This is a genomic window from Streptomyces sp. CNQ329, assembly GCF_000482585.1.
Window position 1 is genome coordinate 333488 of record NZ_KI519460.1, and the last position, 11853, is coordinate 345340.

Here is an 11853-nt window from a genome sequence, read left to right on the forward strand (position 1 = left end):
GCCCGGACCGCCCACCCATCTCTGAAATTTCAGACGGAACCTGATCGAATCGGATTGGTCAGAGGTAGAGATTGCATCTCCCTCTTGCATATTTTGATGTTGTACTCGCCCGTAACTTATACTTCCGACTTAGCATCAGACGCATCGCTCAGCCCACCCTCAGCAGGAGCGATGGATGCACCGACCCTCACATGTCACACCCTCCCCATCGCAAGGTAATCCCGTGTCAGCTTTACTGTGTCATGACCCCGACGTAGGGGTTGCGTAGTGAAGATCAACCGTCGACTCGTCCTCCTGGTCGCCGTGCCCCTTGCGGTGGCCATCGCCTTTTCCGTGCGTGCACTCGCGCCCGCGACCACCCAGGCGTTCCAGGCCAACAGGCTGGCGCAGATGGTCGATGCCGCCGAGTCCGCCGCGGAGCTGACCGCACGGCTGCAGCACGAACGTGTCGCCGCAACCGCGCTGGTCGCCTCGCAGGGCGATGCCGCCACGTTCCGCAAGGCCACCGACGCCACGGACGCAGGTATCTCGGACTACACCGAGAAGCGCAGGAAGCTCGAATCCCTGCCGTCAAACGCCGAACTCGCGCTCCAGCGGATCGAGCACTCGCTGGCCGAACTGCCGTCGCTGCGGGCGCAGGTGCGTTCCGGAAGCGGCACGCTCAGCGCCCTTGCGTTCGGGTACCGGATCACGATCGCCGACCTCATCGACTACCGGGACGGCATCGCCCAGGCCGACGGCGTCGACGCGGATATCGCCGACCGCATCCGTTCCGCCGCCGCGTTCTCGCGCGCCTCGGAGCACTCGGCGCAACAACAGATCGTGGTGCTCCGCGCGCTGGACGGCGGCGGCTTCACCCCGGCCTCCCAGCGCACGTACGACGCCACCCTTCTCGGCTTCACCGAGTCCATCGGCACCTTCCTCGCCCTGGGCGAGTCGGAGTGGCGCTTCTGGCTGGAGCGCACGCTGGCGGCCCCGCGCGCACTGCCCGCGCAGCGGATGGAGGACCAGGTCGGCCGCACCGAGATCGGCCGGGAACTCGACATCTCCGCCGCCGAATGGCAGGAGGCCACCGCCGACCGGCTGTCCATGCTGCGCTCGGTGGAAAGCCGCGTCGACGAGGCGGTGCACGCCGCCGTGAAGAAGGAGCAGTCCTCGCTCGTCCGGTGGGCCGTCGCCGAGATCATCGTCGTGCTCTTGACGCTGGTCGGCGCGCTGCTCTTCGCCTTCAGGATCGGGCGGGTGATGATCCGCCGGCTGCGCGACCTGCGCAACGCGGCGCACACGGTGGCCACCGAACGGCTGCCGCAGATCGTCGCCGACCTCTCCCAGCCCGGCGCGCTCGGCGGTGCCTCGCCGCAGCAGGTCGCCGACAGCTCCGGCAGCCCGGTGGAGACCACCGGCGAGGACGAGATCGGCGAGGTCGGCGAGGCGTTCAACTCGGTGCACCACGAGGCGGTACGGCTCGCGGCCCAGCAGGCGCACGCCCACGAGCAGTTCGCGGAGACCCTGGTCGGCGTCGCCCGCCGCGGCGCGCAGCTCACCTCCGTCATGGTCTCCGAACTGGACGCGGTCCAGCGCGACGAGGCCGACCCGGAGCGGATGAAGATCCTCTTCGCGCTCGACCACCTCGCCATCCGCATGGAGCGCAACACCAACAACCTGCTCGTGATGGGCGGTTACGGGCACGCCCGGGTTCGTGAAGCGGATGCGCCCTGCGCCACCGTGGTCGTCGCCGCCGCCCAGCAGATCGAGCGGTTCGAGCGCGTCGCCATGGGGATCGTGGAGCAGGGCATCGGCATCGCGGCCCGCGCGGTGCACGACCTCGCGCACATCCTCGCCGAACTGCTCGACAACGCCACCCGTTTCTCGCCTCCCGACAAGCAGGTGGGCGTGGCGGTCTGGCGGCTGTGGGACCGCGCGGTGGTGCAGATCGTCGACGAGGGCGTCGGCATGACCGCCGAGCGCCGCGACGAGCTGAACGCCCGGCTGGCCAGCCCGCAGACCGGCGTGGGCGCCGTGCGGTCCATGGGTCTGCACGTCGTGGCCCGGCTCGCGGACCGGCACGGCATCGTCGTCGAGCTGCGCTCCTCCGCGGGCCCCGGCACCATTGCCGAGGTCACCCTCCCGCCGTCGGTCCTCGTGGCCGTCGAGGAGGAGACGATGGCGGAGGGCGAACGGCCGCTGGTGGAAGGCGAGGCGAGCGTCTTCGCCGCCAGGCCCCGCGGCGTGCCGGGCCCGCGCAAGCCGGTCGACGAGCCCGCCGTCGTCGCCGGCGTGCCCCGCCGCGGCCCGGCCGGCGGTGCCGTCGCCGCCCCGGACACCCAGGAGGCCGATACCCGCGGCGGCAGCGGCACGCGGCGCAATCCGCCCTTCGGCCCGGAGTACGACCCCGCCGACCGCGTCGCCGGCGTGAGCCCTTCGGGTCTGCCCGTGCGGGCGCGCCAGCCGGCGGACCAGTGGCCGCGGTTCCCCAAGCGCGACGGGGACACGAAGCCGGGCAGGAGCGAGCGGAAGGCGGCGCCCACCAAGCGCCGGGACTCCCGGCAGATCTCCGACGTGCTGGCCGCGTACACCCAGGGCATCAGCAGGAGCACCGGCCGCCGTGAGGGAGCCGGAGGGGCCGCCGACCGTGGCCGCCCGGCAGGCGCGGGCGGTAGCGGCGGCAACGGTGACGGCCGAGCCCGTAACGACGACGGGAGCCGTGCCCGTAACGCCAGGAACAGCGGCCGTACCCGGACCGCACAAGACGACGACTCACAACGGAGCACGTGATGACGACCCCATCCACCGCCGACCTGAGCTGGCTGCTGAGTGACTTCGCCCGTCGCATTCCCGAGGTCACCCAGGTCATCGCCGTCTCCGTGGACGGCCTCGCCCTGGCCTACACAGGGGTGGACCAGGACGACGCGGACCGGCTGGCCGCCATCGCCTCCGGCATCGTCAACCTGCTCTCCGGGGCCGCGCAGTTGATCGAGGCCGACCCGGTCGAGCACAGCCTGACCGCCATGGAGGGCGGCTACATGTTCTCCATGGCGGTTTCCAGCGGAGCGTCCCTCCTGGTCACCACCACCCGGGACGCGGACATCGGCGAGGTCAGCTACATGATGTCCGAGCTGATCAACCAGGTGGGCGACGCGCTCAGCCCGCAACTGCGCGACTCTCAGCCCGCCACCTGACGCCGCGGCACGGGCGGGACCCCCTCACCCCGCCCGCGTGCCCGGCCGCCGTGCCCCGCCGCCCGTCTGCCTGCCCTCGTCACGCACCCCTTCATCTTCCGTTCCCCCCACCCCCCTCGGACCTATCCCAGCCCATCCCTCGTTTTTCCCCTCGGGAGCCATCGTGTTCGTCCATGCATCCATACGCCGCCCGGGCCGCAGCAGAGCCCGGGCCTCCGCCGCCGCAGCAGTCGCCGTCTCGCTGGCCCTCGCCGGCTGCAGCGGAGGCGACAGCGGCTCCGGCGACGATACGGTGAAGATCGGCCTGCTGGCGGCCCTCTCGGGCACCTACGAGGCGGTGGGCACCGACCTGCGCAACGGCTTCCAGCTCTACCTGGACACCCACGACGGCAAGCTGGGCGGTCGCGAGGTCGAGCTGTCGGTGGGCGACGAGGGCGACGGACCGCCCACGGCGGTGCCCGCCGCCACCAAGCTGGTCAAGAAGGACCGGGTCGACGTGATGACCGGCATCGTCGCCAACGGCTCGTACAACGCCGTGCTGCCGATGCTGGAGCAGAACAAGATCCCGCTGGTCAGCTCCAACGGCCGGCCGGATCTGAAGGACGTCAGCCGCGTCTGGCACACCAGCTTCCTGTCCAAGGACTACGGCACCGCGATCGCCCCGTACGTCAAGGAGGAGGTCGACGGCCCGATCTACGCGATCGGCCCGGACTACCAGGGCGGCTACGACCAGCTCGGCGGCTTCACCGACACGCTGGAGGAGATCGGCGGCGAGCTGGCCAACCCCGACGGCGAGACCACCTGGACGCCGTTCCCCGACACCACCAACTTCACCCCGTACTTCGCCGACATCGCCCGGTCCGACGCCAAGGCGGTGTACACCTTCTACGCCGGCAAGGCCGCGATCGACTTCGTCAAACAGTACGCCCAGTCGGACATCGCCGATCTGCCGCTGTACGCCTCCGGCTCGCTGACCGAGGGCAGCGTCCTCCAGGCCCAGGGAGAAGGCGCCGCGGACATCCAGTCCGTCTCCAACTACGTGCCCGACCTGGACAACGACGCCAACCGGAAGTTCGTCTCCGACTGGACCGCCAAGCACGACACCCCGCCCACCGGGTACGCCATGGCGTCCTACGACGCCGCCCACGTGCTGGACAGGGCCATCGCGGACGCGGCCAAGAAGGGCGAGGTGAACTCGGACACCATCAACGAGGCCATCGGCAGCCTCGGCCAGATCGAAAGCCCGCGCGGCACCTGGGCGTTCGGCGAGAAGTCGCACGCACCGGTGCAGAAGTGGTACCTGCGCGAGGTCCGCAAGGACGGCGAGCAACTCTCCAACGTCACGGTCCAGGACCTGGCCACGCTCGGCGACTGACATGGGGGCACTCGATGCCCAGCTCGTGCCGGCGGTCGACGGCGTCGCCTACGGGCTGCTGCTGTTCGTCGTCGCCGCCGGCCTGAGCCTGGCGTTCGGCACCGCCGGCGTGCTCAACCTGGCACACGGCACGCTGTACGCGGTCGGCGCCTACACCGGCGCCGAGCTGAGCGACGGGACCTGGGGCGGCCTCGCCCTCGGTCTCGTCGCCGGCACCGCCGCCGCCTGCGCGGCGGGCGCGCTGTTGTCTGCGGCGACGGCGCCGCTCGCCCGCCGGGGCCATCTCGACCAGGCACTCCTGACGTTCGGGCTGGCGCTGATCGGCGGCAACCTGCTCGTGGAGGGGTTCGGCGCGGACGAGATGCCGGTACGCGTCCCGGACACGCTGGACACCTCCGTCGACCTCCTCGGCCACCGCTACCCCGCCTACCGGCTCGGGTTCATCGTCATGGCCGTCGTGCTCGCCGCGGCCGGCACCTGGGTGCTCACCCGCACCCGCGCGGGCGCCGCCGTACGGGCCGCGGCCGACGACCCCGAGATGCTGGCCACCACGGGGCTCAGCCCCCGGGCCGTGCACACCGGCGTCCTCGCCGCGGCGGGCGCGCTGGCCGGCGCCGCCGGTGTGCTCGGCGCGCCGATCATCGGCCCCGGGCCGAGCACCGGGGACACGGTGCTGATGCTGTCCCTCGTGGTCGTCGTCCTCGGCGGGCTCCGGTCGCTGTGGGCGACGCTGGTGGCCGCCATCGGCGTCGGCGAGGTGCAGACACTGGGGGTGTCCGTCGCCCCGGACTGGGCCCCGTATCTGCTCTTCGCCGCCATGGCCGCGGTGCTGATCCTGCGCTCCGGGCGCGGGCTCGCCGAGCCGCACGGCCCGGATCACGACGCCGACCCGCCGCCGGACCCGGCGGACCGGCTGCGCCGCGGGCTGGCCCGGGTGCCGTGGCCGTGGCGCGGGGCCCTGGTGGCGCGCCGCGCGAAGGCCGCCAAGGCCGCCGCCGCGGGAAGCGGCGCCGGGAGGGCCGCCGCGGCGGCCCGCGCCGCCGCTCCGCTGGCCGTCCTCGTCGCCGTGCTGGCGGTCCTGCCGATGATGCTCGACGCCTACGCCCTCTCCCTGGCCGGCTACGCGCTGGCCCTCGGTCTGCTCGCGGTCAGCGTCACCGTGGTCACCGGCTACGCCGGGCTCCCCACGCTGGGGCAGACCGCGCCGTTCGCCGTCGGTGCGTACACCACCGCCAAGCTCGCCGAGAGCGACTGGACGGTCGGGCCCGTGCAGGTGCTGATCTCCGCCGCCGTCGCCGCAGCGTTCTGCGTGGTCACGGGACCCGCGGTGATCCGCGCCCGCGGCACCACGGTGCTCATGATCACCCTCGCGGTCGGTGAGCTGACGGCCATCGCCATCGGGCAGTGGAAGTCCGTGACCGGCGGGACCGACGGCCTCGCCGGGTTCCCCTCCACGCAGGCGTTCTGGGGCGGCGAGCCGCTTGTCGAGGAACTGGCGATCTACCAGTACGCGGCCGTGGTCGTCGTCTGCACCGTCGCCCTCGCGCTGGTGCTGCTGCGCTCGCCGGCCGGCAAGCTGCTGACCGGCTCGCGGGAGGCGGAGGAGCGGATGCGCGCCTCGGGCCATCCGGTGACGCGGTACCTGCTGGTGGCGTACGTCGGCGCGGGCGCCCTCGCGGGCGCCGGCGGCTCGCTGCTCATCGCCGTGCAGAGCTACGTCTCGCCGGCCGACGTCGGCTTCGAGATCGCCGCGCTCGCGCTGCTCGCGGCCGTCATCGGCGGCATCACCTCGGTCATCGGCGCGCTGGTGGGCGCGGGGCTCATCGTCTACACCCGCGACTGGCTCGCCGGTTCGTGGCCGGGCCACGGGCCGCTGCTGCTCGGTGCGCTGTTCGTCGCGGCGGTCTACCTGCTGCCGCGCGGACTCGCCGCAATGGTGTCCGGGGCACCGCGCGCCGCCGCCGCGGGCGGCGGGCACGGCGGCGCCGGGGGGCTGGTGCCCGCGCCGCGCAGCCCGGGCGACGCGGCTGCACCGGCTGCCACCGAGCCGGCCGAAGCGGGCTCACCGGCCCGGATACGGAAGGAGACGACGTGACCGCAGCCACCGCCCTCGAACTCGCCGGCCTCACCCGCCGGTTCGGCAGCCTCACCGCGGTCGACGACGTCTCGCTCGACCTGCCCGCCGGCGCCCGGCACGCCCTCATCGGGCCCAACGGCGCCGGCAAGACCACCCTTCTCAACCTCATCGCCGGCACCGAACGTCCCGACCAGGGCTCCATCGCCTTCCTGGGCCGCGACGTCACCCGTACCGCACCCGCACGGCGCAGCCGCCTCGGCGTCGCCCGCAGCTTCCAGCAGCCCACCGCCATCCCGGACCTGACCGTCCTGGACAACGTGCTGCTCGCCTCCTGGCGGCACCACCCCGAGCGCCGCGGCGCCTGGCGGCGTGCCGCGCGCCGGGGCCGGCTGGCCGCGGCCGCCGCGGAGCGGCTCGCAGACGTGGGCCTCGCCGGGGTGGCCGACCGGCCCGCGGGCTCGCTGTCGCACGGACAGCTCCGGCTGCTCGACCTCGCCGCCGCCCTCGTCGCCCGGCCGCGTGTGCTCCTGCTCGACGAGCCCGCCGCCGGACTCACCGACCGGGACGTCGTCCTGCTGCTCGACGTCCTCGGTGCCCTGGACGACGACATCGCCGTGCTGCTGGTCGAGCACAACACCGAGGTGGTCGCCCGACTGGCCCGTACGGTCACGGTGCTGGTGACCGGGCGGGTGCTGGCCTCCGGACCGGTACGGGAGGTCTTCGCGCTGCCCGAGGTGCGCAGCGCGTACCTGGACGCCGCCACCACGGCGGACGCCCCGGCCGCCGGCGGCACCTCGGGTGCCGCCGGTGTCCACGACCCCGGCGCGAAGAGGTGACCCGCCCCATGCTCCGCATCTCCGGGCTGTCCGCCGGCTACCACGGCGGCACGGTCCTCCACGACCTCGACCTCGACGTCCCCGAGGGCAGCGTGCACGCCGTCGTCGGCCACAACGGCGCCGGGAAGACGACGCTCGTCCACACCGTCGCCGGACTGCTGCGCCCGGCCACGGGCACCGTCGGGATCGCCGGTCACGACGTCACCGGCCGCCCGGCGCACCGCATCGCCCGCGCCGGCGTCGGCCTCGTACCCCAGGGCCGCCGGGTCTTCGCCCGGCTGACCGTGGCCGAGCACATCCGCCTCGCCCACCGCCCGCCGCCCCGTGACGGCGGCCACCGGCCCTGGACGCCGGAGCGGGTGCTCGATCTGCTGCCCCGGCTCGGCGAGCGCAGCACCCACCGCGGCACCGACCTGTCCGGCGGCGAGCAGCAGATGCTCGCGCTGGCCCGCGCGCTGCTGGGCTCGCCGCGCGTGCTGCTGCTGGACGAGCCGACGGAGGGCCTGGCGCCGGTGCTGGTGGGGCAGATCCTCGACCTGGTCCGCACGCTGGCGGGGGAGGGGCTTGCGGTGCTGCTGGTCTCGCCGAGCCCGGCGTCGGCCGCGCAATGCGCCGACACGGTGACGGTGCTGACATCGGGCCGTGTGACGGCCAGGCTGGACGGTCCGGCGGTGCGCAAGGACCCGGCGGAGCTGCACGAGGCGCTGGCGCTGACGGCGCACTGACCACGCCCGGACGGGGCGCCGACGGTGCCCCGTGCCGTACGGCGCCCCCGGCCGGTGACGCCGCTCGCCGCTCTGCCCGCCCGCCCTCACCGCCTCACCCTCCGCTCACCCGCTCACCCGCCGTCGGCTGGCGGGACCGGCGGCGGTGGGCAAGCCTGGGGGCACGGTACGTGGGTCCGGCGGCGCACACGGCGCCGCGCGCACAGACGGAGGCCGATGGTGAGTGCACCGGTGCTGGTGGGCGTCGACGGGTCGCCCGAGGCCCTGGAAGCGGTCGCCCTGGCAGCGCGCGAGGCACGGCTGCGCGGCACCGGCCTCCGCATCGTGCACGCCTTCTTCTGGCCGATGATGCGGGTGCCGCTGGAGCCGTCGTCGATGGGCCCGCCCGAGGGCGGACTGCGCAACCAGGCGGAGCAGTTGGTCGTCGAGGCCGTACGGCACGCGCGCGAGGCCGAACCGGACGTCGAGACCGAGGGCGCCGTGGTCACCGGCGACACGCTGCCGGTGATGGCGGAGGAGTCACGCGGCGCGGCGCTGGCCGTCGTCGGCAGCCGCGGACTCGGCGCGTTCGCCGGCCTCCTGCTGGGCTCCACGGCCGTCCACCTGGTGGCGCACGGCCACTGCCCGGTGCTCGTCGTACGCGGTGCGGGTGCACCGGCGCGCGAGGGCCCGGTGGTGCTCGGCGTGGACGGCTCGCAGGCGGGTGACGCGGCGATCGAGTTCGCCTTCGCCGAGGCCGCGATGCGGGACACCGGCATCGTCGCCGTACACGCCTGGTCGCCGTGGAAGGCCGAGATCCCGCCCCCGCAGGACCCGGCCGCGCCGTACGCGAGCGGCTCCGGCGACCTGGCCGCGAACGAGGAGCGGGTGCTCGCCGAGGCACTGGCGGGCCGTCAGGAACGCTACCCGGACGTGTCCGTCGACCGCCGCGTGCTGCGCGGCGGCCCCCGGGAGGCGCTGATCGAGGCGAGCCGCGAGGCGGCTCTGGCGGTCGTGGGCGCACGCGGACGCGGGGGCTTCACGGGAATGCTGCTGGGCTCGGTGAGCCAGGCACTGCTGCACCACGCGGACTGCCCGGTGGCGGTGGTCCGGCCGTAGACGGGCGTGGTCCAGGGCCCGTACGGCATCGGCTGTACCCGTGTGAACCCGCGGTACGGAGGGTGACGCCCGCCGGTGCCTCGTCCGCGCGAACGTGCAGGCCAGCCCAGTATGGAGCGGGGCGTCCGGGCCGGCGGGACCATTGCGCGGCATTCGCCGGAAGTCGTACGCGCACGGGCGCGCCGCGCACGCGGAGGGACTGGCTGCGGCTCGGGAACCCGGGGCCGCCCCGAGGCTGCCACCGAGGACGCCGGGACCGCGCTCGCCGTGTTACGGGACGCGGGCGACGCGTACCACGCCGCCCGCGCCCGCACCCTCCTGGGCCACGCCCTCCTCGAACGCGGCCTGCCGGACCGGGCCGAGGACCACCTGGCCGGCGCCCTGGCCGAGTTCCGCGCCATCGCCGCCGACTTCGAGACGGCCCGCGCGGTGGAGGGCATGGGGATCCTCGCCGAACGCCGCGGTGAGCCCGAGCAGGCCCGGGACCACTACCGGGAGGCGCTGGACCTCCACGCCGCCGCAGGCAGCTCCGAGTCGCCCCTGGCGGAGGCGGTGCGGGAGCGGCTGCGGCGGCTGGAGGGCGGTTGACCCGCCGGGTCAGGCCGGTGGTGCGGCGGTCACCGGGGCGTCGTGTCCTGCGGGCAGGCGCATGGTCCGCAGCCGTACGGGCCCGGGGAGCGTATCCGCGAGCAGGCCGGCCGCGACCCAGGCATGGACCGCCGAGGCCAGGGCGTGCCAACGCCGGCCGGGCCCGGGAGCGTCGGCGGTCGTCACGGCGGAGTGCAGGCCGAGGACCCGCCCGCCGTACCGCAGCCGGCACCGCTCACCCCGGTACGCCGCCACCACCAGCGCGCCGGGGTGGCTCGCCGCCGCCGGGCCGTCCGCGCAACCGCCGCCCGGTACCAGCAGCACGTCGGCCACCCGGGGCCACGGCGCCGGCGCGTGCAGCCCGGCGCGCACGTGCTCGTCGACCGCCGGCGATTCGGTGCCGCGCCGGGCCTCGACCCGTACGCGGTGCACCGGGCCGGCCAGCGACCGCGACCGGCCGTGCCGCCGCAGCCGCGGGCCCGCCGGCGGCTCGTCCGCGTACACCGGTATGTGCCACACCGTGGCCGTGAGCTCCGCCCCCGCCACGACGCACACCGGATCCCACTCGCCCCTCACGGCACCACCGTGCCGTTCTGCTCGTCGTGCGGCACCAGCCGCGGCAGCGCCGCGCGTTCGGTGACCGGGGCGCCCGGCAGGCCGCCCGGTGCCCGCATCCGGAGCTTCCGGTACAGCAGTCCGCGCATCAGCCGCGCGAACCGTCCCGGCTCGGAGGTGATGCGGCCGGCGACGTGCTCGTAGCGCGGCCGGACCGACGCCCGCGCGTCGCGGGAGAGCTGCCGCGCCAGCGGCCGGTCGGCGCGCAACCGGGGGGCGAAGGAGACCAGTTCGGCCATGGGCGAGCTCGGGTCCAGGTCGGCGCCGCTGAGTTCGGCCAGCAGCACCGGCGCGCCCGTCGCCGTCCCGTACAGCGTGGTCGATCCGTGGTCGCCGACGATCACGTCGGCGGCGACCAGCGGCCCGACCCAGTCCGCGTGCTGGCTGACCACGGTGAGTCCGGCGCGGCCGAGTTCGGCCAGCCAGCTTCGTATCTGCCACTCGCTGTGGCCGTTCCACACGTGCGGGTGCAGCAGCGCGGCCACCCGGAAGTCCTCTCGCGGCAGCTCCCGCACCAGCCGGTGCAGCAGTTCCCAGCCCTGCCCGAGCAGCGACCCCGTGCCCCACGTCGAGCAGACCACGACCAGCCGCTGCCGGGCCCCGGCCCGCAGCGCCTCGCGGTACAGTGCGCGGGACGGGCGGCTGGCCTGGATGCGGTCGTAGCACGGGTCGCCGACGACCGCTGCGACGGGCAGCGCCTCGGGGCACTCGCGGCCGAGGCGGGCCAGGTCGTCCTCGTGCGACAGCACGATGGTCTCCGGGATCACCGCCCCGTCGCGTACCAGCATCTGGCGCGCCAGCCCGTATGTGCCGCGCGCCGCGGCGAGGCGCCCGCGGCGGCGCTCGGGCACCATCTTGTTGTGTCCGGCGCCGTGCGGCAGGACGAGCACCGGCGAATGCAGCTCGTGCAGGCTGCCGTAGCTCGCCGCCAGGGCGAGGTCGAACCTGGTCTGCGCCGCCTGGTCCCACGGCAGCACCAGGCCGCCGAGCCGGTCCAGAAACGCCGTCACTCCGTTGCTGAACACGTCGGGCGCCGCGGTGAAGCAGACCTGCACCCGCGGGTCCCCCTCCAGCAACCGCACCGCTTCGAGCACCCGCTGCCCCGACGTCACCGTGTGCACCACCACCAGCACCCGCCTGCTGGTACGCCTCGTCGCCCACCGCTCGACGTCGAGCCGCACCGGCACGTGCCAGCGCCCTTCCCGTATCGCCATGCTCATCCCTGTCGATCCCCGTTTCCTCTGCTTCGGCCGATCGCCCGGCCGAGGCGGCCGCGTGGCTTCGCGGCCACAGAGAGGGGCTGCCCCGGGAGTCTGGGACGAGGCTTGCAGGAATCCTGCACTCCGCCTGCGGGACGGCT

10 protein-coding genes are annotated in these 11853 nt (G+C 74.3%); 8 read left to right on the forward strand and 2 right to left on the reverse strand.

From position 1 onward, the window contains the following. Positions 1 to 267 precede the first annotated feature (267 nt). From I003_RS34105 to I003_RS0130995, 8 genes are all read left to right on the forward strand, one after another. Positions 268 to 2775, forward strand: a complete 2508-nt coding sequence (locus I003_RS34105; protein ID WP_078564610.1) for a nitrate- and nitrite sensing domain-containing protein — start codon at positions 268 to 270, stop codon at positions 2773 to 2775. After that, the gene (locus I003_RS0130965; RefSeq protein ID WP_027774965.1) at positions 2775 to 3179 is read left to right on the forward strand and encodes a roadblock/LC7 domain-containing protein; all 405 of its coding nucleotides are present in this window, start codon (positions 2775 to 2777) and stop codon (positions 3177 to 3179) included. Before I003_RS34105 ends, I003_RS0130965 begins: the two co-directional genes overlap by 1 nt. Before the next feature lie 163 nt (positions 3180 to 3342). Further along, positions 3343 to 4554, forward strand: coding sequence for an ABC transporter substrate-binding protein (locus tag I003_RS0130970; protein WP_027774966.1), 1212 nt, complete (start codon positions 3343 to 3345; stop codon positions 4552 to 4554). Position 4555: 1 nt separating this feature from the next. Then, complete coding sequence (locus tag I003_RS0130975; RefSeq protein WP_027774967.1) at positions 4556 to 6649, forward strand: ABC transporter permease; 2094 nt, start codon at positions 4556 to 4558, stop codon at positions 6647 to 6649. Continuing rightward, the gene (locus tag I003_RS0130980) at positions 6646 to 7467 is read left to right on the forward strand and encodes an ATP-binding cassette domain-containing protein (protein ID WP_027774968.1); all 822 of its coding nucleotides are present in this window, start codon (positions 6646 to 6648) and stop codon (positions 7465 to 7467) included. The genes I003_RS0130975 and I003_RS0130980 overlap by 4 nt, the downstream gene beginning before the upstream one ends. 8 nt (positions 7468 to 7475) lie before the next feature. Further along, the gene (locus I003_RS0130985) at positions 7476 to 8192 is read left to right on the forward strand and encodes a branched-chain amino acid ABC transporter ATP-binding protein (RefSeq protein WP_027774969.1); all 717 of its coding nucleotides are present in this window, start codon (positions 7476 to 7478) and stop codon (positions 8190 to 8192) included. 216 nt (positions 8193 to 8408) lie between these two features. Continuing rightward, a complete protein-coding gene (locus I003_RS0130990) occupies positions 8409 to 9290 on the forward strand; it encodes a universal stress protein (protein WP_037722292.1) in 882 nt (293 codons plus the stop codon). 267 nt (positions 9291 to 9557) lie between these two features. Next, positions 9558 to 9878, forward strand: a complete 321-nt coding sequence (locus I003_RS0130995) for a tetratricopeptide repeat protein (protein ID WP_027774971.1) — start codon at positions 9558 to 9560, stop codon at positions 9876 to 9878. A 9-nt stretch (positions 9879 to 9887) separates the two neighbouring features. On the opposite strand, the gene I003_RS35890 is transcribed toward I003_RS0130995, so the two are convergent. Beyond that, the gene (locus tag I003_RS35890) at positions 9888 to 10454 is read right to left on the reverse strand and encodes a hypothetical protein (protein WP_051368671.1); all 567 of its coding nucleotides are present in this window, start codon (positions 10452 to 10454) and stop codon (positions 9888 to 9890) included. Continuing rightward, a complete protein-coding gene (locus I003_RS0131005; RefSeq protein WP_027774972.1) occupies positions 10451 to 11713 on the reverse strand; it encodes a hypothetical protein in 1263 nt (420 codons plus the stop codon). Before I003_RS0131005 ends, I003_RS35890 begins: the two co-directional genes overlap by 4 nt. Positions 11714 to 11853 lie beyond the last annotated feature (140 nt).